Raw genomic sequence first — 26,323 nt, forward strand, 5'->3', positions numbered from 1 at the left:
ATGAAAATCAGCTCTATATTTATTCTATCAATTAGTTCGTTATTTATTTTAGCTTGCAACTCTGAACCAAGAAAACTACCCATCTTAGGCAGCAGGGAACCTGTAGAAAAAACAGTTGATGGCAAAACGGTGGTTGATACCATTTATCAAACCATACCCGCGTTTAGTTTTATGAACCAAGATAGCGCAATCATCAATAACGATTCTTTAAAAAACAGTATTTACGTTGCCGATTTCTTCTTTACCTCCTGCCCTTCTATTTGCCCTATCATGAGCAAAAACTTATTAACGGTTTATGAAAAATATAAAGGCAACCCAGAAGTAAGGTTTTTATCCCATACCATCGATCCAAAATATGATACCATCCCAGTTCTAAAGAAATATGCCGATAAATTGGGCGTAAAGGGAACACAATGGAGTTTTTTGTTGGGAAGTAAAGATTCTGTTTATCTATTAGCTAAAAATGGTTACATGTCTTACTCTAAAGAAAACGATAGCATCCCGGGAGGGTATGAACATTCTGGTTATTTCTTGTTGGTTGATAAAGATAAACGAATTAGGGGCGCTTATGATGGCACCGATAAAGACCAAGTGGCCCAAATGAGTAAAGATATGGATGTTTTGTTATCAGAATATCATCCTAAATAGTATGAGGAAAACCATCGTTTCTGTTTCGTTCTTATTATTAACAGCCGCTATTTTTTTTAGTGCTTGCGTTAATGAAGATAGTATTAAATACCAACGATATTATTCTGATGGTTTGGATGTTTATAAAATACATTGCCAAAACTGCCACATGGATGATGGCAAAGGATTGGCAGGTCTTATCCCGCCATTAACCGATACTACATTCTTGAAACTTAACCGTAAAATGTTAGCTAGCTATATTGTTTATGGCCTTGAAGACACTATAAAGATACATTGTATAGAATACGAAGGCAAAATGCCAGCCGAAAAACATTTAGCCTCTATTGATCTGGCAAAGCTTCTAACCTATGTTACCAATTCGTTTGGTAATAAGCAGGGCATTTTTGATGTGAAAGAGGTAGAAAAAAACCTAAACGATTACATTAAGGCCAATAACTAAAGGTTTCAAATTCTTTTAAAATAAAAAAGCCGGCTCTAAAAATTAGGGCCGGCTTTTGTTTATTCAGATTTAGAGATTACTTAGCCTCATCATCTTTTACTTCTTCAAAGTCAACATCCGTAACTTCATCAGGGTTTCCAGCTTGTTGTTCACTGGCATCACCTTGTGGCGCACCCTGTTCTCCTCCAGCTTTATACATATCTTCTGAAGCCGCTGCCCAAGCAGCGTTCAATTTTTCTGAAGCTGCATCAATATCAGCAAAGTTTTTAGCTGCATAAGCATCTTTCAAAGTTTTTAAACCTTCTTCAATTGCTCCTTTTTTATCAGCCGGGATTTTATCTCCAAATTCTTTCAATTGCTTTTCTGTAGAAAAAATCAAAGCGTCTGCTGCATTTATTTTATCTGCTTCTTCTTTTGCAGCTTTATCAGATTCGGCATTTTTCTCGGCCTCTTCTTTCATTTTTTTGATTTCTTCATCAGATAAACCAGATGAAGCCTCAATTCTGATTTTTTGCTCTTTACCGGTTGCTTTATCTTTTGCGCCAACATGCAAAATACCGTTGGCATCAATATCAAAAGTTACTTCTATCTGTGGTACACCGCGTGGCGCAGGTGGTATCCCATCTAAATGGAAACGGCCAATTGTACGGTTATCTTTGGCCATAGGGCGCTCCCCTTGCAAGATATGGATTTCTACAGACGGCTGACTATCAGATGCGGTAGAAAAAGTCTCGGATTTTTTAGTTGGGATGGTTGTGTTAGACTCAATTAATTTAGTCATTACACCGCCCATGGTTTCAATACCTAAAGAAAGAGGGGTAACATCTAACAATAAAACGTCTTTAACCTCACCTGTTAACACACCACCCTGTATAGCTGCGCCAATGGCAACAACCTCATCTGGGTTTACACCTTTAGAAGGTGCTTTCCCGAAGAATTTCTCAACCGCTTCTTGTATTGCGGGGATACGAGTTGAACCACCAACTAAAATGATTTCATCAATATCCGAAGTGCTCATTCCGGCATTTTTCAATGCTGATTTACAAGGTTCAATAGTTCTTTTGATTAGATCGGCTGCTAAAGACTCAAATTTTGCTTTTGATAAAGTACGTACCAAATGCTTAGGGCCACTAGCATCGGCAGTAATATAAGGCAAGTTTATCTCTGTTGAAGTTGAACTTGATAACTCAATTTTAGCTTTTTCTGCCGCTTCTTTTAAACGTTGCAAGGCCATTGGGTCTTTTGCCAAATCCATTCCGTTTTCGGTCTTAAATTCATTAGCCAACCAATCTATAATTACTTGGTCAAAATCATCACCACCTAAATGGGTATCACCATCGGTAGATTTAACCTCAAAAACGCCATCACCCAATTCTAGGATAGAAACATCATGAGTACCGCCACCACAGTCAAAAACCACAATTTTCATATCCTTGTTGGTTTTATCTAAACCATAAGCAAGTGCTGCGGCTGTTGGCTCGTTAATGATCCTTTCTACTTTTAAACCTGCAATTTCCCCCGCCTCTTTTGTTGCCTGGCGTTGCGCATCATTAAAATAAGCAGGAACCGTAATTACCGCCCTCGTGATCTCTGATCCAACAAAATCTTCTGCGGTTTTCTTCATCTTTTGAAGAATCATCGCAGAAATCTCTTGCGGTGTGTATTTACGGTCATCAATTTCTACTCTTGGTGTATTATTATCACCTTTGATAACTTTATAAGGTACTCTACTTACTTCTTTGGTAACCTCGTTAAAACTGTTACCCATAAAACGCTTGATAGAATAAATGGTCTTTGTAGGATTAGTGATTGCCTGGCGTTTTGCAGGATCACCAACTTTACGCTCCCCACCCTCTACAAATGCAACAATTGAAGGCGTAGTACGTTTACCTTCACTATTAGCAATAACAACGGGCTCGTTACCCTCCATTACGGCAACACAAGAGTTGGTAGTTCCTAAGTCGATTCCGATAATTTTTGACATGTTTATATAATTTTTGTTGTTTACTTATTATTGTTTTAAATGTATTTAACAAGCAATGTGCCAATAAGCAAATGGCAGTAAATCTTATTTTAATGGCATAAATAGCCTAAAAAACGCTCAAGAAAAGTTAAAAAGCTAATGACAGCTTGGCAGATTACTAATTTTTCTAGCTCTGGTTCAAAAGCATCCAAACCTTTAAACTCAATAATTAAACCTAAAGTTTAACTATTTAAACCGAGTGATAAATTACACATATCGGGAATTTTTTTCCCAATCGTTATTCATTGACCCAATGCTTTTCTAACGGGTAACTTAAAAAAAACATTTCATTTAATCTATTAATTGAAATTCTTCGTAAGTAGGATATAAAAACAATAAAATAAAATATTATTCTGATTATCAGTTAATTAAAAATATTTATTAGGTATCCTTTTAAGATAAAATTAACATAACATTAACCTAAACACTCCTTAAAATTTAATAAGTGATCAATTGGGGGTAAATGAAAATCGAATTTATAACAAAAAAAATTTTAGGCATTTTTTATGTATTTGATAGATGAACGTAAAACTTGGTTATGATACTAGAGCAAAGATTTGATACCGTGAAGAAAAGGATTTTATTAGTTGATGACGAGATTGCAATTTTAAAATTGCTAGAATTCATTTTGAAAAAAGATTACGAGCTGGTTATAAAAAACAACGGGTTTGATGCCCTTACTTGGTTAGATAATGGCAATATCCCAGATCTTATAATCTCTGATATGGAGATGCCTTATTTTGATGGTGCCGATTTTGTTAGATCATTAAAAGTTAGCGGTTATTTTAGGGATATCCCGCTGATAGTTTTATCTGGTTCAGAATCTTTGGAAAATATTAAAACCAAAATCCCTTATCCGATCAACGCGTTAATGTCTAAACCATTTAATCCTTCAATTTTAAAAGATAAAATAAAAATAATATTAAATTAGCGGATGCAATTTTCTAATGTTAACGTAGAGAACAATCCTTCGTCTAATTCCATCGTTAATATTTTACATTATTCTTCTTTATTTGAAGAGGATATTAATAAGGTTTTTGATAACTCTGAGTTTTTTTTAAAAAGGGCAGATAGCATTTCTGAACTAAAGCATTATACCCATATCATTTCTACTTCTGATGTTTTCTCTGTAATTATAATAGAGGTAGAAAATTCTATGTTCCAAGAAGCTCATGATTTCATTCTATCTTTAAAAAACAATTTTTTTACCAAAGCCTTTACCACTATTTTCCTACTTACAGAACCTAACAAACTATATGTAAGAAAAGCCATGGAAATTGGCGTAAGTGATTGTTATTTTGCGCCCATCCCTTTTGAAGATCTAAAAGAAAGGGTTAAGTTCTTAAATTTTTATAAGTCGTTAAGGTCTCAGGTTTCCCAACTATCACAAGTACCACAGGCAGCTTATCAAATGCCGCTGAGTAAAAGATTATTAGATTTAACCGTTGCTTGTGCATCGATCATCATCCTGTTTCCACTATTAGTAGTTGTTGCTATTCTTGTAAAGTTAGATTCGCCCGGCCCTGTTTTTTATAACAGTAAGAGGGTTGGCACAGGCTACAAAATATTTGATTTTTATAAATTTAGATCAATGCGCATGGGTGCAGATGCCGAAATTGCTAGTTTAGCAGATCAAAACCAATACGGCAATGCTGCCTTTTTCAAATTTGAAAACGACCCAAGGGTTACCAAGTTAGGCACTTTTCTAAGAAATAGCAGTATTGATGAACTGCCCCAACTTTTGAACGTTATAAAAGGCGATATGTCTTTAGTTGGCAACAGGCCCCTGCCCCTTTATGAAGCAGAACAGCTAACAACCAATGAATGGGCTATGCGGTTTTTAGGCCCTGCTGGTTTAACCGGTTTGTGGCAAATTAGTAAACGCGGCAAAAAAGACATGTCTGAAAGAGAGAGAAAACTTCTGGATAATTACTATGCTAAAAACTATTCTCTTTGGTTGGATATCAAAATAATCCTAAAAACCCTCCCCGCATTGATCCAAAAAGAAAAGGTTTAAGCTTTTTGATCAATCCAATTCGCTCATCAACCGATGAAATAATTTTAATGCCTCTTTTTTGTTATCCGTTAAGCGATAATCTATTTTATGCATTAAGTAATCTACCAGGTCAAAATCTTTGCGCATATCCATGTTCTCGAAAATCTCAAGACGGCTATCTAACCCTAACTTCAAAGCTTGGTTTAATTTATGGATAAAAGCATCATCTAACTTTTTATTGCTTACCCAAGCGGCAAAAACAAATTCTAAACCGGTAAAATTTTTCCATTCTGCGGCTAGATCATATACAAAAGAATGTTGATCTACTTTACCAAAGGTGCGATCGCCAATTTGTACAAAAGCTGTATTTGGGTGCGGCGAACGACCATATTCTTTTGCTTTTTCTACCAATTCTGGCTGTACTTTCCAATAATTTTTTAAAAGTACCAAGGCCAAGTTATTAGAAGATTTAGATTGAGGGTCTAATTGTAGGTATTTAACATCCTTTATAGGGCAATTACTAAAAATAAAAACAGAGTTTACCTGCCCATTTGCACCGATACAATAATCAGAAATAATATGGTGCTCTGGTAAATCTATAATAGCGGCAACAGGTATCAAACCAATATCAACCTTGTCTTCTATCAACTTTTGGGCGCATAAACTAGGTACGTCCAAACTTAGAATGATATCTTTTTTTATGGGATGATGTTGTAAACCAAATATAAAAGGAATGGTATTGGTGTAGCTTACGGCTGATATTTTAATCATAAATCTTTTAGGTGCGCTACATTATTAAAAGTTTGGATCGTAAAGTCTTTACCATCATAATCTAATATATAAAGAGAAGTGTTTTTATGTGGATATTCATCCATGTGGTCTAAAGATTGTTTCATCAATTGGCACAGTAAAAGTCGCATTGCCCTGCCATGCATACAAATCAAAACCGTTTTTTCATCTTTATGGCTCATAATTTCCTTCATGGCATTGGCTTGTCTCGTAAAAACCTCGTTAGGGCTTTCGCCTCCTTCAAATTTCTCGTCATAGCTGCCCTCTGCCCAATGTGCAATCAATTTTTTAAAATCATCACGTAACTCTGGCGTACTATTTTGCCCTTCATGTATTCCCCAAGCCAGCTCATCCAAACCTGCCAAACGTTCCCAAGGCAAACCAGCATCAATAAATTTAGCTACTGTTTGCTCTGTGCGTACTAAAGTAGAGGTGTACAATTTATCAAACGGAACATTTTTATACATTTCATAAAACGCATTACCTTGCGCTATACCTGTTAAGTTTAGAGGAGAGTTTACCCCCCTTCCTTGCACCACCCCGTTTTTATTCAAATCTGTTTCGCCGTGGCGAATTATATAAAGTTTCTTTTGTATTTCGCTCATTAAATCAATTTAAAACAGGTAAGGCGTAATATTTTGGTTTTATCTCGTCCTCAAAAACCACGTTCTCATAATCGGTAACAACATGATAAAGCGTATCCCTTTCTACAGGCTTTCTACCAACTTCCTTTATCAATTTTACCAAATCTTTGGTACTCATGGCCGGGTGTTGTTCTTCTGCACCAGCCATGGCATATATTTTTGTGGTATCGTCTAAAGTACCGTCAATATCATCAACACCAAAATTTAGGGAGAGTTGTGCCGTGTTTCGGCTGATCATGGCCCAATAAGCTTTTATATGATCAAAATTATCGAGGTAGATCCTAGAAATGGCATAATTACGCAAATCCTCTACCACGGTAGATTCTGGCACATTAGACATCTGATTATCTTGATTTCTGAATTTTAAAGGGATAAAAGTTTGGAAACCACCCGTTTTATCTTGTAGATCCCTTAACCTTTCGAGGTGATCAACCCTGTGCCAAAACCGCTCGATATGTCCATAAAGCATAGTGGCATTAGAGCGCATCCCTAATTTATGCCATTCTTCGTGTATCTGCAACCATTGATCTGCGTTACATTTATCTTTTGCTATCTGCTCCCTAATTTCTGGATGAAAAATTTCTGCTCCACCACCGGGCATAGATCCTAAACCAGCTTCTTTCATCAATTTCATGCCAGTTGCGTAATCTACTTTTGCCTTCTTAAAAATATAATGGTATTCTACTGGTGTTAAAGCTTTTATATGTAAATCTGGGCGATGCTTTTTAATCTCTAAAAATAATTTTTGATAGAAGGCCATATCATATTGAGGCAATACCCCACCCACAATATGTGCTTCGGTAACCGGTTCATCATCATATTTCTTTACGATGTTGAGCATATCTTCCAAAGTATATTCCCAACCTTCAGAGCGCTCTTTGATCAACACAGAATAAGAACAAAACTTACAGTCATAAACACAAAGATTAGTGGGTTCTATATGGAAATTCCTGTTAAAGTAGGTGCTGTTCCCATGTCGCTTTTCGCGGATATAATTTGCGAGAACGCCTACGAAAGGCAAATCGCAATGCTCAAAAAGATAAACGCCTTCATCAAAAGAAATACGCTGGTTTCCTTTTACTTTTTGGGCGATTATCCGATGTTTTTGTGGTAAGTTTTTATCTTGAAGAATGGTAACTAACTGATGTTCTGAATTCATGTTCTTGAATTTTGCGCAAATTAATAAAATTACCTTTTTATTGCGTGATTTGAATGTAAAACAAGAATGCTTTTATTAAGTTTGAGACAATATCGAAAATCATTATCATGAAAGTTGAGACCAAGGCCATCCATGCCGGAAACAAACAAGATCAAAGTACCAAAGCAGCTATACAACCCATTGTACTTTCTACCACTTTTGAGCGAGGCGAAAATGGCGATTATCCCGGAGGCTTTATGTATTCTAGGGCAGATAATCCTAACAGAAAATCTTTAGAGAATGTAATTGCGGCTTTAGAAAACGGTGCCGATGCTTGTGCTTTCTCTTCTGGAAACGCGGCAGGAATGTCGGTTTTCCAAGCGTTGGAGCCCGGGAGCCATATTATTGGCCCTGACGATATGTACCATGGTTTAAGAAATCAGTTAAAATTGATGTTTAAAGGGATTTTAACTTTCGATTTTATTAATCTAACCGATATTGAACTCATCTATAATTCGATTAAAAGAGAAACAAAATTGATCTGGGCAGAAACTCCCTCAAACCCGTTATTGAAATTATGTGATATTGAAGCTCTTGCCCACATCGCCAAAGAACACCAATTGATCTTCGCTATCGATAATACTTTTGCTTCTCCAATTTGCCAACAACCGTTAAGTTTAGGGGCAGATATTGTGATGCACTCTACCACAAAATTCTTGAACGGACATTCTGATGTTTCTGGCGGCGTTCTGATTACCAAAGAAAAAGACGCTTTTTGGGAAAAGATAAAAATAGTACAAGGTTATGGAGGTGCAATCCCCGCCCCTTTTGATTGTTATATGATTACCAGGGGGATAAAAACACTGCCTTACCGTATGCGTGGCCACGTTGCAAATGCTCAAGCCTTAGCCGAGTATTTAGAGAACCATGAAGCTGTAGAAGCTGTTTTTTATCCCGGTTTAAAATCTCACCCACAACATGAGTTGGCTACAAAGCAAATGCTTTCTTACGGAGGGATGTTATCTTTTCTATTGAAAGATGGAGAAGAAAAAGCAAAACAAGTGGTTAATAACCTTAAAGTTTTTACCCAAGCCACCAGTTTGGGAGGAGTAGAAAGTTTGATAGAACATCGCTATTCTGTTGAAGGACAAGATACCAAGACACCAAAAAACTTATTGCGGGTTTCTGTTGGTTTAGAGCATATAGATGATTTAATGGCTGATTTGGAAAGCGTTTTATAAAAATATCCTCCTGTTAAGATAGAATGTCATAAATTTATATCTATTTTTATCTGATAAAATACTTTTAATGTTTACGGTAGAACAAATTGAGCAGGCTCATGATAAAGTGAAATCTGGTGCAGATTTTCCAAAATATATCCAAGAAATAAAAAAATTGGGTGTAACCGGGTTTGAAACTTGGGTTAAGGATAGCCAAACCATCTATTTTGGAGATGCCGATTTCCAAACGGCTTCCGATCCTAAATACATTGAGCTAACCATTGCAGATAAAAGCGATAAAAATCTTTTTACCAATTATTTAAAGATTCATCAAAAAGGGGAAACCGATTATTTTACTTTTTGTAAGCATTGTGCAAAAACCGGGATAGAAAAATGGTTGGTTTCACTTAAAACAATGACTTGCATATATTTAGATAAAGCAGGGAAAGAAATTTTATTAGAAAAAATACCTGCTTAGATCATAGTTTACAACACCAACATCATTCCCTTTTTTCCCCAAAAAACCCCTCTTTTGGGAAATATAATCCCACCAAAACAATCAACAGCTTCATCTGATAACATTTAAACATCGATTTTAAAAGAAGCCCGATAGTTGTAAAGTAATTAACATACAAATCTAATCTCGAAAGATGTTAATACTAAAAAGAAATTTCCTACTGGTGTCTTTAGCTATCATTAGCTTGTTTGGTTGTAAAAAAAATGACAGTGCAATAAAAGACCAAGACCCAACATCATTAAACAAAATAAAAGTGAGCTCTTCATTTGATTGGACAACTTACCAAAAAGTTAAGTTTAATGTTAAAGGCATTCCGTTGTTAGCTGCAGAAAAAAACATTCTTTCTGTTACAAGTTTAGATGATAAAGAAGTTTTCTTAACGGGATACTACAGCATGGGAGAGAATATTTCTGAAGAATTCAAAATCCCAAAAATAGTTGATCAAGTTAAGGTAACCTTTGGTAGTATAAGTAAAACCGTTCTGGTTGTTGATCAAAATATAGATTTTTCTTACATTTCTGATGCCCCTCAAGGTAATAACTAACATTTATTTAAACATGAAAAAGATATTTACTTTAGTTTTTCTATCATTTGCCACACAGGCAATATTTGCACAAAGACCTGTAACGTTAGATTGCGAAAGTGGGAACAGAAATAACGATGCTGCCGTATGTTGGGAGTTTCCGGGAACCATCCATTCTAGTATATCTGCAATAAGCGGTAAATATTCTTCAAGAACAGGGCCGCTTTCTGATGGGATATATTTCCCAGATGGTGTTAAATCTCCTTGGATGAAATTTGACGGTACTGGCTCTATAAAATGGAAAATGAAATTAGAGAAGTGGACAGACGTAAAATACAGAGAGTTCGCTTTAATAAAAGTAGCACCAGATGATACTACCGATACCATTTTTAGGTATGATTTTACAAGTGCAAATGCAGAAAACATCTATAACGGAAACATCAAAATCAATTTTAGCGGTATTTATAAATTAAAGTTTTTCTTTATTGGCGAGGGAGGAACCACCAGAGGCATTTTAGATGATATTATAATTGATGGCACTTATTGGTCTTCGCCTTCTAATAGTTGCAACCCTATTGCCCCCGATCCTCAAAATGGCGATGATGATGGTGATGGTGTGCCAAATAATAAAGATGCCTATCCAAAAGATCCAACTTTAGCCTTTGAATGTTATTACCCGGCAAACATTGGCAACGGAACCCTAATGTTTGAAGATTTATGGCCAAAAAAAGGCGATTACGATTTGAATGATCTGGTTGCAGAATACAAGATCAGGTTTAGGTATAACTCAAAAAATATTTTGGTTGATGCGGAAATGGAAATAGCTCTAAAAGCATTGGGAGCAGGTAATTCTAATGGTTTAATGTATCAATTTGATAAAATCAAGAGTGATCAGATCGAAAGCGTTACTGGATCAAAAATTACAGGCAATATTGTAACCTTAGCACCTAACGGCGTAGAAAGCGGCCAAAAATACGCCAATATCTTAATTTTTGATAACGGGAACGCTATAATGCCAAACGGCGATAATGCCAGATCTAATGTTACCAATGTAGAACCTAACTCACCCTATATTATACCACAAAAGGTTATTGTTGATATAGTTTTTAAAACAGATGCCGCTCATGCGGTTCATTATACAGATTTAAACTTTAACCCTTATCTTATCGCAAACCAGAAAAGGGGCGTAGAGATACACCTTCCGGGATTTGTTCCATCAGATAAGGCAGACAAATCTATATTTGGGACCTATGATGATGATACTCATGTATCAACCAAAAAATATTATCAAACAAGGGATAACCTGCCTTGGGCAATTGATATAAACACCGAAATTCCTTACTTGCAAGAGCAAAAAGAAATTACAACGGGTTATAGCAAATTTTTACAATGGGCTTTAAGCAATGGTAAACAATTTAATGATTGGTATTTGAACAAACCTGGCTACAGAAACAATGGTAATTTGTATATAAGATAGTTTTATTCTTTAAAGGTATTTTTTAAAAGCCGTAGAATTTTTTCTCGGCTTTTTTTATTCTATAGCTTTTAGAGTTTTAATGGTTCACTAGGCAATGGATATATCTTTTATCTTTCTTATGCTTCGTCTGCGCTCATGAAAACATATAAAAAGATATTGTTTTAATCCCTAATGCTCTTCTTTAATAAAGTTTATAATTTAAATTATTAATATCAAAACAATCCGTTTAACGATACAAAACAATGATTATCAAATATTTATAAATTTATTTTTAAAATTACCAAAATTAAAATAAAATATAATTTGGTAATCACAATGTTTACACCTTATATTCGCAATATAATTTGGTTGAGATACCAAAATCAATTCCTCTTCAAAAAAGGTCTTGGTTTATAAAGAAGTGGCGAGAGATTAGGCTCACAGACCCACTGGCAACCCTTAGCATAAAAGAGAAGGTGCCAATTCCTAGCCCCACGGGGAGATATAAATTTTTTAAGACATGAAAACAAACAACTCAAATCCTAAAATTTTAGCTGCCTCAAAAGAGGTAAAGTTTGTAACCATATCATTTAGTTTTGCTATGTGTATGTGTTACTGCATTAGCTAATCTTAAAATCAATTGTTTTAGCCATTTAAGGCATCATTACAATTAAACCTTAGGTACATTTAATCAATAGTTCAAAGATCAATTATTTTATCATTAAAAAATTAACGTTATGTCAACACAAAACTTAAAATTTGAAACCTTACAGTTACACGCAGGACAAGAATTAGATCCAGTAACCGGAAGTAGAGCGGTGCCTATATACCAAACAACTTCATATACTTTTAATAATTCTGATCATGGTGCCAATCTTTTTGCTTTAAAAGAATTCGGGAACATTTACACCAGGATCATGAACCCCACATCTGATGTTTTTGAAAAAAGGATCGCAGCATTAGAAGGTGGCGTTGCAGCTTTAGCGGTAGCATCTGGCCAGGCCGCACAATTTATAGCTTTAACCAATATATTAGAGGCTGGGGATAATTTGGTAACCAGTAGGTTTCTTTACGGTGGTACTTTTAACCAATTTAAAGTTCAGTTTAAAAGATTGGGTATTGAGGCCAGGTTTGTAGAAACAGAAGAGCCTGAAAGTTTTGATGCTCTAATTGATGAAAATACCAAAGCGATTTATTTAGAAACCATCGGTAACCCCGCTTTCAACGTCCCAGATTTCGAGAAGATATCGGCGGTAGCAAAAAAACATGATTTACCGCTTATTGTGGATAATACTTTTGGTGCTGGCGGATATTTATTTAGGCCATTAGAGCATGGTGCCAACATCGTTGTAGAATCTGCCACAAAGTGGATTGGCGGACACGGAACCAGCATTGGCGGTGTAATAGTAGATGGGGGAAATTATGATTGGGGAAACGGGAAATTCCCTCAATTTTCTGAACCTTCTGAAGGTTACCACGGTATGGTTTTTTCTGATGTTTTTGGCGTTAACGGCCCTTTTGGGAATATCCAATTTATCATAAGAGCAAGAGTAGAAGGTTTAAGGGATTTTGGCCCCGCTATTTCTCCATTTAATTCGTTTTTATTGATACAAGGCTTAGAAACGCTTTCTTTAAGGGTGCAGCGCCATGTAGAAAATGCTTTAGAATTAGCTAAATGGTTAGCCGCACATCCAAAAGTAAAATCTATCAATTATCCTGGTTTGGCATCTTCACCGTATCATGAATTAGCCAAAAAATATCTAAAAAGAGGTTTTGGTGGGATGTTATCTTTTGAATTAAAAGGAGATAAAGAACAGACCAAAAAATTTGTGGATAGCTTAAAACTGACCAGCCATGTTGCAAATTTAGGAGACGCAAAAACTTTGATCATACAGCCATCTGCAACTACTCATCAGCAATTGAGCGATGCAGATCAAATAAAATCGGGAGTAAACCCTACCCTTTTGAGAGTTTCTGTTGGTATTGAGCATATTGATGATATAAAGGCAGATTTTGAACAGGCTTTTGAGGCTATTGGATAGATAGCGTTTAAAGAATAAAATTTAGTTTGAATCTGCGGCAGATAATTTCAACCAAGTAGAACATAGAGTTCGCAGAGTTGGGTGGTAAGAATTTGAAAAAGCAGTTTAATGTCAGTAAAAATCTGTAGCAAATATCTAAACAACAAAGTTTAGGTTTGATCGAGTTCTAAAAGGCGTTAACGATTGGGACGGCATCCCCGCCTGTTTTTCGGGCAGGCTTTTTTTGTCATCCTGAACGGAGTTGAAGGAAGGCAAATAAAAAGATATAGTAGAAAGCCCACCTGTACGGGCAAGCTTGTTAAAACGCACAAAAAATCCCCTTCGTTAATTGTAAGAGGTATAAATAAAAAGAATATAAAATGAGTAAAAAATTAAATATAGGTTTATTTGGGTTTGGAGTTGTAGGGCAAGGTTTGTACGATATTTCTTTAAGCAGAAACTTGAATTTAGAATTTAAGAAAATTGCGATAAAAGACCCCACAAAAAAAAGGACTTTACCAGAAAACCTCTTTACAACCGATAAATGGGAGATTTTAAAAAACCCAGAGATCAATACCATTATTGAGTTGATAAATGATGCCGAAGCCGCTTTTGAGATTGTTTCTTACGCTTTGCAAAACGGCAAAAACGTAGTTTCTGCCAATAAAAAAATGATTGCCGAGCATTTGGATGAGTTGGTGGCTTTCCAAAAAGAACATGGTACTTCGTTATTATATGAAGGTGCGGTTTGTGGCAGCATCCCTATCATAAGAAACTTAGAAGAATATTATGATAACGAGTTACTTTTTGCAGTTTCGGGAATTTTTAATGGCTCGTCTAACTTTATCTTATCTAAAGTTTTTAACGAAAACCAGTCTTATGCCAATGCTTTAAAGGAAGCGCAAGATTTAGGTTTTGCAGAAACCGATCCAACTTTAGATGTTGGTGGTTATGATGCCAAATATAAAGTTGCAATAGCCGCTGCACATGCCTACGGTTTGTTTGTAGATCCTAAAAAAATCATGAATATCGGGATCCAAAATTTGCAGTTGAGCGATTTGCAATATGCTAGGGAAAAAGGTCAAAAGATAAAATTGGTGCCTGTTGCCAAAAAACAGAACAACAAAGAAGTAAGTATTTATGTATTGCCAAAATTGGTTAAGAAAGAAGATTTTTTGTTTAATGTAGAGAACGAATACAATGGGGTTAGCGTACAGGCTGCATTTGCAGATCAACAATTCTTTTTTGGCAAAGGTGCGGGCGGGCATGCTACTGGTGCGGCTGTTTTTTCTGATGTTTCTGCTTTACGGTATGGGTATCGATATGAGTATAAAAAAGCTAAGATAGAAACGAAGGTAGCTTTTAACAATGAAGAGATCTTACAGGTTTATTTACGCTTTAACCAAGAAGGTTTGGTTGATAAACTTCCCTTTTTGGATATCATAGAAACATTTTCTTCAAAAGATTACCACTATGTGATTGGTAATATTAAACTAGATGATATTGCAAAGGCAAAAGATTTGATTTTAAATGATGGCGCTTTTATAGCCGATACCGGCAATTATAGAGCTTAAAGATTTTTTTGATTAATTTTTGTTCAAAGGCCGATAAGAAATTATCGGCTTTTTGGTTTAATAGCCTTTAATACGGTTTTTGGAACGTTTTTTACCAAAAGCAAAAGAGCAGAAAATAAAATCATCAGCGTTAAGCATTGTTACCAAATCTCTATCGATAGTGTTACTGCTCTTATAAACCACTCTTTATTAGCTGATTAATATTAATTGATTACTCATAAAAAAATCGGTCTGCATTTTCAACAGACCGATTTTTTTATTTGCCCTCAATTGAGGTTTGGTATTCTTGCCTCAACTCATGCAAACAAGCCAAACAAATACAATCTTCATAACCTTCTTCGGCAATGTATTGTAATTCGTTTAAGTTAAGCTGGATCTGCGAACATTGGCATTGTGTAAAGTTATTAGCCTTACACTCTATCTTTTTGCCACAGCGCCCACATGGGATACACTCATGTTTGGTATATTCCATGGCAATTTATCTTCTATGATCCGCAAGAAAGACACCCGTCTTCCATACTGCAGCTTTGCCCGTTCATATCGGCTTCGGCTTCAACAGTTTGTACTACTGGATCAATTTCTTTAACCGCTTGGCTTTGAACGCTAAATTTAACAGCCTGTGCCGCTGCTTGTGTACGTAAATAATACATACCCGTTTTTAAGCCTTTTTTCCATGCGTAAAAGTGCATTGAAGTTAATTTAGATGCAGATGGTTGGCTCACAAATAGGTTTAAGGATTGCGATTGACAAATATAAGCACCCCTATCTGCGGCCATATCTATAATGGTACGCATCTTGATCTCCCAAACTGTTTTGTATAGATCTTTCAGTTTTTGTGGGATGGCATCTATATTTTGAACAGATCCGTTTGCCAAGATGATGGCTTCTTTCATCTTATTGTTCCATAAACCAAGATCAACTAAATCTTTTAATAGATGCTTGTTTACTACTGCAAACTCGCCACTTAAAACCCTACGGCTGTAAATATTTGAAGTGTAAGGCTCAAAACATTCGTTATTACCTAATATTTGAGAAGTAGAAGCTGTTGGCATTGGAGCTAACAGCAAAGAGTTTCTAACGCCTGTTTTCACTACTTGTTTCCTAAGTTTTTCCCAATCCCATCTTTTGGTGGTTGGTTTTACGTTCCAAAGATCAAACTGGAATTTACCTTGAGATAACGGCGATCCTTTAAAGCTTTCATAAGCTCCTTCTTTTATGGCCAAATCTGCAGAGGCCTGCATTGCAGCAAAGTACATGGTCTCAAAAATCTCTATATTGAGTTGCTTGGCTTCTTCGCTTTCAAAAGGCATTTTCAAGATCATAAAAGCATCGGCCAAACCCTGTACACCTAAACCAATTGGGCGATGGCGTAAATTTGAGTTTTGTGCTTCTATAACCGGGTAATAGTTATGATCTATAATGCGGTTTAAATTTATGGTTGCTTGGTAGGTAACTTCATACAATTTATTATGGTCAAACTCGCCGTTGATGATGTATCTAGGCAAGGATAATGAAGCTAAATTACATACCGCAACCTCGTCTGGAGAGGTATATTCTAAAATTTCTGTACAAAGGTTAGAGCTTTTTATGGTTCCTAAATTTTGCTGGTTAGATTTTCCATTTGCTGCGTCTTTGTATAAAATATAAGGAGTTCCGGTTTCTATTTGGGCATCTAAAATGGCAAACCATAATTCTTGGGCCTTAATGGTTTTACGGGCTTTTCCTTCTCTCTCATAACGTTCATACAGTTCTTCAAATTCTTTTCCGTGGCAATCGGCCAAGCCTGGTGCTTCATGAGGGCAGAAAAGGCTCCAAGAACCGTCTTCTTCTACTCGCTTCATAAATAAATCTGAGATCCATAGTGCATAAAACAAATCACGGGCCCTAATTTCTTCTTTACCATGGTTTTTCTTCAAATCTAGAAAGTCGAAAATATCTGCATGCCAAGGTTCTAAATAAATGGCAAAAGCACCCTTACGTTTACCTCCGCCTTGATCTACGTATCTTGCGGTATCGTTAAAAACCCTTAGCATAGGTACAATACCATTGCTAGTGCCATTTGTACCACCAATATAAGAACCTGTTGCCCTTACATTGTGGATGCTTAAACCAATACCACCCGCACTTTGAGAGATCTTAGCGGTTTGGGTTAATGTACTGTAAATCCCCTCAATGCTATCATCTTTCATGGTTAGCAAGAAACAGCTAGACATTTGAGGCTTAGTGGTAGCGGCATTGAATAATGTAGGCGTAGCATGGATAAACCAACGCTCGCTCATTAGATCATAAGTTTTAATGGCGCTTTCTAAATCGTTTTTATGGATACCGACTGCCACACGCATAAACAAGTGTTGCGGGCGTTCGGCTATTTTACCATTGATTTTTAGAAGATAAGAACGCTCTAAGGTTTTGAAACCGAAATAATCGAAACTGAAATCGCGATCGTAAATAATGGTGCTATCTAATAAATCGGCGTTATCTTCTATGATTTTCATCACATCATCTGCAATGAGCGCTGCGAATTTACCCGATTTTTCATCGCGGTAGGTGTGCAGCTTTTTCATGGTTTCAGAAAAAGATTTCTGGGTGTTTTTATGTAAGTTAGAGACTGCAATCCTAGAGGCCAACAAAGCATAATCTGGATGACGAGTAGTTAACGAAGCGGCAGTTTCTGCAGCTAAATTATCTAATTCTGAAGTGGTTACTCCATCGTATAAACCATCAATAACTTTTTTGGCAACTTCTGCGGGATCAACAAAGTCTTGGTTTAAGCTGTAACTTAATTTCTCTATCCTCGATGTGATTTTATCGAATTTTACAGATTCTGTTCTGCCGTCTCTTTTTATTACAAACATATTTTTAAATTTTAATCATATCTCTAATTATTTAACCATCAAATTAATACCCAAAAGCTAAAAGTCCTCGTCTAAAGAAAATGCTTGACTTTCTTTATCGCCAATTACGCCGCTTTTTTGATAATCCCCTACCCTTTTCTCAAAGAAATTAGTTTTACCTTGAAGGGAAATCATTTCCATAAAATCAAAAGGGTTTGTTGCGTTGTAGATTGGTGGATAGCCTAGTTCTGTAACCCATCTATCGGCAACGTATTCTATATATTGTTGCATTAACCTGGCGTTCATCCCAATCAGATCAACTGGCAAGGCATCGGTTACAAATTCCTTTTCTATAACTACCGCTTCTTTGATAATATCATAAACTTGCTCTTTACTCAATTTATTCTGCAACATCCCATAAAGCAAGCAAGCAAATTCGCAATGTAAACCTTCATCTCTAGAAATCAACTCGTTACTAAAGGTTAAACCGGGCATTAGCCCTCTTTTCTTTAACCAAAAGATGGAACAAAAACTACCGCTAAAGAAAATCCCTTCTACTGCGGCAAAAGCTACCAAACGTTCTGCAAAGCTTCCGTTCTCGATCCATCTTAAAGCCCATTTTGCTTTACGCTGAACGCAGGGAACGGTATCTATTGCGTGTAAAAGTTTATCTTTTTCTTTAGGGTTTTTGATGTAGGTATCAATTAAAAGCGCATAAGTTTCTGAATGGATATTTTCCATCATGATTTGGAAACCATAAAAACACCTTGCTTCTGGGATCTGTACTTCGCTCATGAAATTAACCGCTAGGTTCTCATTAACTATACCATCGCTTGCAGCAAAAAAAGCTAAGATATGACTGATGAAATGCCTCTCTCCATCTGCCATGTTCTCCCAATCTTTCTGGTCAGAAGATAGATCTATTTCTTCTGCGGTCCAAAAGCTGGCCTCGTGGCGTTTGTACATTTCCCAAATTGCGGGATAATTAATGGGTAAAATCACAAAGCGATCTTTGTTTTCTTTAAGCAGTAATTCTTCCTCTTGCATATTGATGTTTTTATTGTTTTGTAAATGAATTTCAATGAAAATAATGTCTAATCAGCGTTAAAATATCATTGATATTATCTTTGATCATAAACCTTAATCAGTTTTTTTTACGCCTTTGGTTTTCTCTAATTCCCAAATTGATCTATACTTGGTTGTTTCTCTCTTTTAACGAAAGCTTAAAGTACCCATCGTTAATTTTTAATTCTTTTATAAGAGAAGCTTTAAATTGCAACCATCTTTAAATCATTTACTTAACATGATTTTTTTTTAAACTTTATAAAGAAAGTTTTTAGATGGATGTTGTAAAAAAGAACGAACGTAAATGTAGGGTATGATGTAGAAAATACACAGTCAAAGTTTTAAACATTACCAGATTTTTCTTAACAAATCGGCTAAGATTTGCCTACAAGTAAACGTTTTGATGTGAATAAATTGAAGGGGGAAATGTGATGCTTATAGCATGGTAAAAATCGCGAAACCATAAATCAAAAATCGTAAAAACCTAAAAGCTGCCCATACTGCATAATGGGTAAATTTATACTTTATCAACCCACAGGCAAAACTAACGATAGAATGCGGAACCGGGAGCAAAGCGCCTATCAATACAAAAAAACCACCCCATTTTCTCAGGTTGATAATATGGATAGCTATTTTATTTTCTATGTAATTTCTAACAGAAGGTATCTTAAAAGTTAAACCGCCTAAACCATAAGCACAAATACCACCTAAATAGGATAATAAACCTAAAAGTGAAAGAAAAAACCATGGATTTGCGGTTTTAGCGCTCCAAGCGATAAATATTTCTGGAGGTATTAGGCCTAAAACAGTTTCTGAAACAAAAAATATTGATAATATGAATGTTGGCGTATAATTGGTTACTAAAGCGTTTAATATGGCATGGGTATCTAAAAAAAAATAATCCAGAAAAACAAAAGCCGCTAAAAAAACGATTATGGTAAGCCCGCCATTAATGGCGGTTTTCTTTAGAAAACCATAAAATTTTGTGATTTTATAATAACGGTTTAGGGCCGTTACTCTTTTCATATTGATGATGTTCATTCCCAAAATTATTTTTTAGATAAACATCAAAGATAGTTGTTTTATATACTTAAAAGCTATCTAAATATGTTTTAAGATTGTGAATTAAAAAACTCAGGTTTGTATTATCCCTACATTAAACCTCTTTTTGATAGGTAATTGGTTAGCGGCCTCAATTCCAATAGAAATAACTTTTCTGGTTTCAAGAGGGTCTATCACGCCATCAACCCATAATCTTGCGGCGGCATAATAAGGGGTGGTTTGTTCATCATACTTATCGGTTATGGTTTTTAATTGTTTCTCTTCTTCATCTTTGGTAATTTCTTGCCCTGCTTTTTTCATACTTGCCGATTGTATCTGCCATAAAGTTTTACCGGCAGAAGCACCGCTCATCACGGCTATTTTTGCGCTTGGCCAGGCAAAAATCAATCTTGGATCATAAGCTTTACCGCACATGGCGTAGTTACCGGCACCGTAAGAGTTGCCGATCACAATGGTAAATTTTGGTACTACAGAATTGGCGACCGCATTTACCATTTTTGCGCCGTCTTTAATAATACCGCCATGCTCTGATCTAGAGCCTACCATAAAACCGGTTACATCTTGCAAAAAAACCAAAGGGATTTTCTTTTGATTGCAATTCATGATAAAACGAGTAGCTTTATCGGCAGAATCTGAATAGATCACTCCACCAAACTGCATTTCTCCTTTTTTAGACTTTACCACCTTGCGTTGGTTTGCCACAATCCCAACTGCCCAACCATCTATCCTTGCCAAGCCACAAACAATGCTTTGGCCGTACGCAGCTTTATATTCGTCTAAACTTGCTTCATCAATCAGGCAATCTAAAAGTTCATGCATATCGTAAGGTTTTTCCCTTGTATCGGGTAAAATACCATAAACATCCTCTAGTTTTCTTTTGGGTAAAACCGATTTCATTCTGTTAAAACCCGCATTTTCTGGCGCACCTATTTTACCGATGATGCTTTTTATAGATTCTAAACATTTCTCGTCGTTTTCATGTTTATAATCTGTTACTCCAGAAATTTCGCAATGTGTAGTTGCGCCCCCTAAAGTCTCATTATCAACGCTTTCGCCGATGGCTGATTTTACCAAATAAGAGCCGGCCAAAAATACAGAACCGGTACCATCCACGATCATGGCTTCATCACTCATTATCGGGAGGTATGCGCCACCCGCAACACAAGAACCCATGATAGCTGCAATCTGTATAATTCCTTCGCTGCTCATGATGGCATTGTTTCTAAAAATACGCCCAAAATGTTCTTTATCAGGAAATATTTCATCCTGCATCGGTAAAAAAACGCCAGCAGAATCAACCAAATATATAATCGGCAATCTATTTTCCATGGCGATTTCTTGCGCCCTTAAATTCTTTTTGGCCGTCATAGGGAACCAAGCGCCTGCTTTTACGGTTGCATCATTGGCCACTACCACGCATTGTTTACCGCTGATATAACCAATGCCAGCAATTACGCCTGCAGACGGGCAACCGCCCACTTCTTGGTACATCCCTTCGGCTGCAAAAGCCCCTATTTCTAAAAAAGGTTTATCATTATCCAATAAAAATTTCACACGTTCCCTTGCCAACATTTTGCCCTTTGCTTTTTGCTTGGCAGCAGATTTATCTCCACCACCCAAGTAAACGGATTTAAGTTTATGTTTCAGTTGATAAGCAAGTTGCTTATTTACGTCTTCGTTCTTGTTAAATTCTATATCCATTATGGTTAATGCTTTGGCTAATTTCAATGATAACGATTTTATTTTCTTTTTGTGAGGCTTTAGGAATAATTGTTTAAAAAAAACTATCGTTAAGGACCTAGATTTTTGTGCGGTTAACGATAGGAACGGCATCCCCGTCTGTTTTCGGGCAGGCATTTTTGCCCTTATGCGTAAAGGAGATAGCAAAAAAATACATCCACTAGCTCGCAGAGTATTAAAACGCCCTAAAAAACATTTAACATTACCTGATAAATTTTGCACTACACAAACCTAACTTGTTGATAACAAGTGATATGTTAACAATTAAATAATCGTAAATTTATAATTATATGGGTTTCAATCGCTTATTTTTATAGACCTCAAAAATTGGTCGTGATAGTTTAACCCTAAAATTATGACGTGGAAAAAATTTAGTGGTGAAATTCTTAATTCGCCAATTATACAAGAAGTAGAGCAAACCATTGAGAGAGAATACCAAATGGGCAATAGGCTAAAAGTTTGTATTGGTACGGATTCTCAGGTAAAAGGCAAAATAACAGATTTTGCGACAGTGATCGTGTTTTTAAGGGAGCAGAAAGGAGGCTTTATGTACATCCACCAAGAGCGCAGTACGCAAAAAATGACCATCAAAGAAAGAATGCTTTCTGAAGTGCAAAAATCTATTGAATGTGCTTATTCGCTTTGCAACCTGTTAGATTTATATGATGTTGACCTTGAGGTTCACGCAGATATTAATACCAACCCAAGTTTTAAATCTAATGCGGCCTTGCATGAGGCTATGGGTTATATTTTAAGCATGGGTTTTGTTTTTAAGGCCAAGCCAGAAGCTTTTGCTAGTTCTTATTGCGCCAATAAAATGGTTCAATAGTTTTTTTAACCATAGCATATACAAAAATTATTCACAGAGTTGATGGAGTTAAATGAAGAAAAACGGATTAAATGCTTCACGTTCTTTTGTTTCTTAATGGTCTGCTTTTTTAACTACGAGAGCATTAGGCTTGGGTTTTATCAATCAATCAAAAAATATTTTGATATTTTTTTGATACACCATGCAAAAAAGCCGCAGACTTGTTTGGGTATTGATATAAGTTTAATTTTATCTATTCAATAATAAATCATCTATAAAAAAATCATGAAAAAATATTTACTTCTCCTATTAGTGCTTACTTTTTATGAGACCACCAAAGCCCAAACGCAAATGGATACTTATAAGCAAGATGGTTTTACGGTAAGTTTACCTTATTATATGAGTAAAACAGGAGGCCTAAACAACCTTGCTTCCATTCAATATCGAAATATGATCAGGGGTTTGGCAGGTTATATTGTGAAAGAAGATAAGAATGTTAATGTATCTGATAGTACTTTAGGAGGCATAAATAATTATTATCATCAGTTTATCCAAAATTTTTTAACGGATAAAAATGAAAGAAAAGTAACTGCTCCAAAGGTACAAGTAATTGGAGAAACCATTTTCTCTGAAAGCGACCTCACTTATAATGATGAGGAAACTTTAATAAATTACTATTATTTCATAGGAATTGCAGAGACCAGCAAAGCTTTTTATAAAGTAATCTGTTTTGGCACTATGGACGATAGAAGTCAATACAAAATCGATTTTCAGAAAATACTTTACAGTATCAAAGACTAATCAGCTTCTCCCACATTTTTTCGTCAACGGGAATGCCTTTCTCTAAATTTTCGTTTCTAACCCTCAAAGTTTCTTCTCCTGGGTAGCGAACATTGGCTTTATCAATCGGCTTTGCCGATTTGGTAAACTTTAGAATTTCTTCTATTATCGCATCCTTACCATCAAATTTTTCAGCATCAAAACAAATAAAAACTTGGGAAATAGCCATTTCCTTTTGGGTTTTAGAGATAGCTGCAGTGGTGTTTCCGCCACTTAATATACTAGCTAAGATATCTAACATTAATGCCAAGCCAGATCCTTTCCACATACCAGCGGGAAGGGTTCTTTGGGTTTCTCGGATTGCTTTTGGATCTTTACTCAGCTCCCCGTTTTGGTCATAACCGCCATAATAAGACAATTGTTGATCTTTAAGTTCTTGTTCTTGCAGTTTACCGTAAGAAAATTGCGACATGGCCATATCCAAAACGATATGCCCTTCTTTTCTTGGTACGGCAATGATCAATGGGTTATTACCCAAAGCTGGTTCTTTTGCGCCCCAAGGTGGCATAATGGCAATTGTATTTGTAAAATTTATCCCTATACAACCTGCTTCGGCAGCTTGCCAACCGTAAGTTCCGCCCCGCATCCAATGGTTGGTGTTTTTTAGCGCTATGCAGGCCATTCCATTTTCTTTTGCCAAACCAATAGCTCGGTTCATTGCAAATTGTGCGTTTAAAACACCAGGGCCTAAATTGCCATTCCATTGCTCGATCACTCCAAAACTATTGGTTAAGGTGGGTTCGGCATCTTTATCGATAAATCCTTTTTTAAGATAGTCTATAAAAACGGGAAAGCGGTTTAGGCCATGGGAATATACCCCGTCGCAACTGTTATTAGAAAATATGGTGGCAATATCATTTGCTTTTTGAGGTGTAAATTTGTGTTTCAATAATACTTTTTCAAAAGCTAAATGTAATTCTTGATAGGTTTTGCGCATGATGGTAAATATAGGTCTGCAATTCCCAATTATCAAGTTTGATTTCAATATCCTTTTAAAAGCTGTAGTCTAGTCGCTTTTTTCTCTTCAGGACTTAATTTAAAATCATAGTTATAAAGCGCATTTTCCCATTCTCCATAAACCGGATTAGGCAAAACAATAAATTTATTGCCCCATTCCTTTCTAAAATCATCCGTTGATTGAAAACGTTGATTGATAGTTTTCTTTTCAAAAACTTCAGCAAAATCATTCAGATTATCACCCAACAACATTACCACTTTGTGGTCTTTCATTACCAATTGTCGGCGTACTTCTTTTGGCGACTCTGTTGAATATAAAAGTGTATGTGCTTCATCAGCATTTGGTAAACCTAATTTTTGAAGATTTTTTAAGGTTGAAGCTAATTCATCTGTTTTGCGATTACTGATATAATAAATTTCAATTCCTTTATCATGAACATATTTTAAAAAATCAATCGCTCCGGGAACTGCTGTAGCAGCGGAAAGATTTGTCCATTTTTTCCAAGCAGCAGAAGTATAAGTTTTTCCTTCCATAATTAAATTAGCCTCTGAGTAGCTATTATCTAATATGGTCTCATCCAAATCGGTAATAATGGCGAGATGATTCCTTTTAATGTCTCGCTTATTAATACAACTAATTCTCAATTCAGCCAGATTAAAAGCCTGATAGCATAAGGCTCTATATTCTGCCGCACTTTGTTGAAAAAGTACAGGAAGAGATTTAGGATCATCGATTTGGGAAATATCTGGTTTGGTTTGGGAGAAAGCAAAGGTTGATAAAATAATTAATGTAATTGATAAAACAGTCTTCTTCATTTTGTTGTTGTTTTTAAATGGAGTAATCGTTGTGATGCGTTACTGAATCCGTCAGCTAGCCAACAGCATTCTTAAATTTTATTGAAATTACAAGGTATCGTATAAGTCAACCATTAAAGGATTTTCTTGTTTGATTAAATTGATTTTCCAATCGCGATGCCAGTTCTTTAATTGTTTCTCTCTTTCAATTGCATGAGAAATATTCTCGAACCATTCATAATAAACTAAATCTGTACATCTATATTTTGTAGTAAATTTTGATCCTATTCCATTTTTGTGTTCATAAATTCTCCCAACTAAATTAGATGTTACTCCGATGTAAAAAACGTTTTTATATTTATTAGTTACTATATAAGTATAACCACCATTCTTCATGAAATAAATATAAGTTTTTATATGGGATTGTCATTCCGAATTTATTTCGGAATCACGTTATTTGAGTTTTACACAAAATGAGCAGACTCGATTTGATAAGTTGCTGAAATGAATTCAGCATGACTAAATCTAAAAACTCGAGATGTCATTCCGAATTTATTTCGGAATCACATTATTTGAGTTTTACCCAAAATGAGCAGACTCGATTTGATAAGTTGCTGAAATAAATTCAGCATGACAAGTTTAAGCTCATTTAGGTCATTCCGAATTTATTTCGGAATCTTATTAGCATAGCCTTTTGACAGGTAGCTTTGCTTTAGTAATCGTTCTGATGCGATGCTGAAATGAATTCAGCATGACAAACTCCAAAACTCGGGATGTCATTCCGAATTTATTTCGGAATCTTATTAGCAGAGCCTTTTGACAGGTAGCTCTGCTTTAGTAATCGTTCTGATAAGTTGCTGAAATAAATTCAGCATGACAAACTCCAAAACTCGGGATGTCATTCCGAATTTATTTCGGAATCACATTATTTGAGTTTTACCCAAAATGAGCAGACTCGATTTGATAAGATGCTGAAATGAATTCAGCATGACTAAATCTAAAAACTCGGGATGTCATTCCGAATTTATTTCGGAATCTTATTAGCAGAGCCTTTTGACAGGTAGCTTTGCTTTAGTAATCGTTCTGATGCGATGCTGAAATGAATTCAGCATGACAAACTCCAAAACTCGGGATGTCATTCCGAATTTATTTCGGAATCTTATTAGCAGAGCCTTTTGACAGGTAGCTCTGCTTTAGTAATCGTTCTGATAAGTTGCTGAAATAAATTCAGCAT

The 26,323-nt window shown here is 35.8% G+C and carries 24 protein-coding genes and 1 riboswitch; of the genes, 12 read left to right on the forward strand and 12 right to left on the reverse strand.

Annotated elements, in window-relative coordinates; genetic code table 11:
* Together I5M32_RS13655 and I5M32_RS13660 are read left to right on the forward strand one after the other, a co-directional pair.
* Window positions 1–648, forward strand: a complete 648-nt coding sequence (locus tag I5M32_RS13655) for an SCO family protein (protein WP_200587315.1) — start codon at window positions 1–3, stop codon at window positions 646–648.
* Between the two features lies 1 nt (window position 649).
* Complete coding sequence (locus I5M32_RS13660; protein ID WP_200587316.1) at window positions 650–1,087, forward strand: c-type cytochrome; 438 nt, start codon at window positions 650–652, stop codon at window positions 1,085–1,087.
* Window positions 1,088–1,163: 76 nt separating this feature from the next.
* On the opposite strand, the gene dnaK is transcribed toward I5M32_RS13660, so the two are convergent.
* The gene (gene dnaK, locus I5M32_RS13665) at window positions 1,164–3,071 is read right to left on the reverse strand and encodes a molecular chaperone DnaK (RefSeq protein ID WP_200587318.1); all 1,908 of its coding nucleotides are present in this window, start codon (window positions 3,069–3,071) and stop codon (window positions 1,164–1,166) included.
* 577 nt (window positions 3,072–3,648) lie between these two features.
* Between dnaK and I5M32_RS13670 the strand changes: the two genes are divergently transcribed.
* Both I5M32_RS13670 and I5M32_RS13675 read left to right on the forward strand, forming a co-directional pair.
* Window positions 3,649–4,041 (forward strand): response regulator, encoded by a 393-nt coding sequence (locus I5M32_RS13670; RefSeq protein ID WP_200587320.1) that lies wholly within the window; start codon window positions 3,649–3,651, stop codon window positions 4,039–4,041.
* Window positions 4,042–4,044: 3 nt separating this feature from the next.
* The gene (locus I5M32_RS13675) at window positions 4,045–5,127 is read left to right on the forward strand and encodes a sugar transferase (RefSeq protein WP_200587322.1); all 1,083 of its coding nucleotides are present in this window, start codon (window positions 4,045–4,047) and stop codon (window positions 5,125–5,127) included.
* A gap of 9 nt (window positions 5,128–5,136) precedes the next feature.
* On the opposite strand, the gene I5M32_RS13680 is transcribed toward I5M32_RS13675, so the two are convergent.
* From I5M32_RS13680 to mqnE, 3 genes are read right to left on the reverse strand one after another with little or no spacing between them, the layout of a single operon-like run.
* Window positions 5,137–5,877: a menaquinone biosynthetic enzyme MqnA/MqnD family protein gene (locus I5M32_RS13680; protein WP_200587324.1), complete on the reverse strand. Its 741-nt coding sequence runs from the start codon at window positions 5,875–5,877 to the stop codon at window positions 5,137–5,139.
* A complete protein-coding gene (locus tag I5M32_RS13685; RefSeq protein ID WP_200587326.1) occupies window positions 5,874–6,500 on the reverse strand; it encodes a histidine phosphatase family protein in 627 nt (208 codons plus the stop codon). The genes I5M32_RS13680 and I5M32_RS13685 overlap by 4 nt, the downstream gene beginning before the upstream one ends.
* Before the next feature lie 4 nt (window positions 6,501–6,504).
* The gene (gene mqnE / locus I5M32_RS13690) at window positions 6,505–7,698 is read right to left on the reverse strand and encodes an aminofutalosine synthase MqnE (protein WP_200587328.1); all 1,194 of its coding nucleotides are present in this window, start codon (window positions 7,696–7,698) and stop codon (window positions 6,505–6,507) included.
* 107 nt (window positions 7,699–7,805) lie between these two features.
* Between mqnE and I5M32_RS13695 the strand changes: the two genes are divergently transcribed.
* The 6 genes from I5M32_RS13695 to I5M32_RS13720 all read left to right on the forward strand — a co-directional run bounded on the left by I5M32_RS13695 (window position 7,806) and on the right by I5M32_RS13720 (window position 14,988).
* Window positions 7,806–8,918, forward strand: coding sequence for a trans-sulfuration enzyme family protein (locus tag I5M32_RS13695; RefSeq protein WP_200587330.1), 1,113 nt, complete (start codon window positions 7,806–7,808; stop codon window positions 8,916–8,918).
* A 67-nt stretch (window positions 8,919–8,985) separates the two neighbouring features.
* Window positions 8,986–9,375, forward strand: coding sequence for a DUF1398 domain-containing protein (locus tag I5M32_RS13700; RefSeq protein WP_200587332.1), 390 nt, complete (start codon window positions 8,986–8,988; stop codon window positions 9,373–9,375).
* 172 nt (window positions 9,376–9,547) lie between these two features.
* On the forward strand, window positions 9,548–9,958 hold the full coding sequence (locus I5M32_RS13705; protein WP_200587334.1) for a hypothetical protein: 411 nt from the start codon (window positions 9,548–9,550) through the stop codon (window positions 9,956–9,958).
* Window positions 9,959–9,971: 13 nt separating this feature from the next.
* On the forward strand, window positions 9,972–11,414 hold the full coding sequence (locus I5M32_RS13710) for an LruC domain-containing protein (RefSeq protein WP_200587336.1): 1,443 nt from the start codon (window positions 9,972–9,974) through the stop codon (window positions 11,412–11,414).
* A 387-nt stretch (window positions 11,415–11,801) separates the two neighbouring features.
* Window positions 11,802–11,904, forward strand: a riboswitch (SAM riboswitch).
* A gap of 226 nt (window positions 11,905–12,130) precedes the next feature.
* On the forward strand, window positions 12,131–13,435 hold the full coding sequence (locus tag I5M32_RS13715; RefSeq protein ID WP_200587338.1) for an O-acetylhomoserine aminocarboxypropyltransferase/cysteine synthase family protein: 1,305 nt from the start codon (window positions 12,131–12,133) through the stop codon (window positions 13,433–13,435).
* Window positions 13,436–13,794: 359 nt separating this feature from the next.
* Window positions 13,795–14,988 (forward strand): homoserine dehydrogenase, encoded by a 1,194-nt coding sequence (locus tag I5M32_RS13720; protein WP_200587340.1) that lies wholly within the window; start codon window positions 13,795–13,797, stop codon window positions 14,986–14,988.
* A 256-nt stretch (window positions 14,989–15,244) separates the two neighbouring features.
* Here the strand turns inward: I5M32_RS13720 and I5M32_RS13725 are convergent, their stop codons facing one another.
* The 5 genes from I5M32_RS13725 to I5M32_RS13745 form a co-directional block, all read right to left on the reverse strand.
* Window positions 15,245–15,460, reverse strand: a complete 216-nt coding sequence (locus I5M32_RS13725) for a cysteine-rich CWC family protein (RefSeq protein WP_200587342.1) — start codon at window positions 15,458–15,460, stop codon at window positions 15,245–15,247.
* Window positions 15,461–15,473: 13 nt separating this feature from the next.
* The gene (locus I5M32_RS13730; protein ID WP_200587344.1) at window positions 15,474–17,843 is read right to left on the reverse strand and encodes a ribonucleoside-diphosphate reductase subunit alpha; all 2,370 of its coding nucleotides are present in this window, start codon (window positions 17,841–17,843) and stop codon (window positions 15,474–15,476) included.
* Window positions 17,844–17,900: 57 nt separating this feature from the next.
* Window positions 17,901–18,869, reverse strand: coding sequence for a ribonucleoside-diphosphate reductase small subunit (locus I5M32_RS13735; protein WP_200587346.1), 969 nt, complete (start codon window positions 18,867–18,869; stop codon window positions 17,901–17,903).
* 453 nt (window positions 18,870–19,322) lie between these two features.
* On the reverse strand, window positions 19,323–19,928 hold the full coding sequence (locus I5M32_RS13740; RefSeq protein WP_234461960.1) for a VTT domain-containing protein: 606 nt from the start codon (window positions 19,926–19,928) through the stop codon (window positions 19,323–19,325).
* 93 nt (window positions 19,929–20,021) lie between these two features.
* Window positions 20,022–21,650 carry an acyl-CoA carboxylase subunit beta gene (locus tag I5M32_RS13745; RefSeq protein ID WP_200587359.1) on the reverse strand — a complete coding sequence of 543 codons (1,629 nt, stop codon included), beginning with the start codon at window positions 21,648–21,650 and terminating at the stop codon, window positions 20,022–20,024.
* Window positions 21,651–22,044: 394 nt separating this feature from the next.
* On the opposite strand from I5M32_RS13745, the gene I5M32_RS13750 reads away from it, so the two are divergent.
* Window positions 22,045–22,518, forward strand: coding sequence for a ribonuclease H-like YkuK family protein (locus I5M32_RS13750; protein ID WP_200587347.1), 474 nt, complete (start codon window positions 22,045–22,047; stop codon window positions 22,516–22,518).
* 264 nt (window positions 22,519–22,782) lie between these two features.
* Window positions 22,783–23,298, forward strand: coding sequence for a hypothetical protein (locus I5M32_RS13755; protein WP_200587348.1), 516 nt, complete (start codon window positions 22,783–22,785; stop codon window positions 23,296–23,298).
* On the opposite strand, the gene yiaK is transcribed toward I5M32_RS13755, so the two are convergent.
* The 3 genes from yiaK to I5M32_RS13770 all read right to left on the reverse strand — a co-directional run bounded on the left by yiaK (window position 23,288) and on the right by I5M32_RS13770 (window position 25,485).
* Window positions 23,288–24,274 (reverse strand): 3-dehydro-L-gulonate 2-dehydrogenase, encoded by a 987-nt coding sequence (gene yiaK / locus I5M32_RS13760; RefSeq protein WP_200587349.1) that lies wholly within the window; start codon window positions 24,272–24,274, stop codon window positions 23,288–23,290. The two genes, I5M32_RS13755 and yiaK, sit on opposite strands and share 11 nt — an antisense overlap.
* Before the next feature lie 44 nt (window positions 24,275–24,318).
* Window positions 24,319–25,110: a 5'-nucleotidase, lipoprotein e(P4) family gene (locus I5M32_RS13765; RefSeq protein ID WP_200587350.1), complete on the reverse strand. Its 792-nt coding sequence runs from the start codon at window positions 25,108–25,110 to the stop codon at window positions 24,319–24,321.
* Window positions 25,111–25,197: 87 nt separating this feature from the next.
* A complete protein-coding gene (locus tag I5M32_RS13770; protein WP_200587351.1) occupies window positions 25,198–25,485 on the reverse strand; it encodes a GIY-YIG nuclease family protein in 288 nt (95 codons plus the stop codon).
* Window positions 25,486–26,323 lie beyond the last annotated feature (838 nt).

The sequence above is a fragment of the Pedobacter segetis genome (assembly GCF_016623585.1).
GTDB lineage: Bacteria > Bacteroidota > Bacteroidia > Sphingobacteriales > Sphingobacteriaceae > Pseudopedobacter > Pseudopedobacter segetis.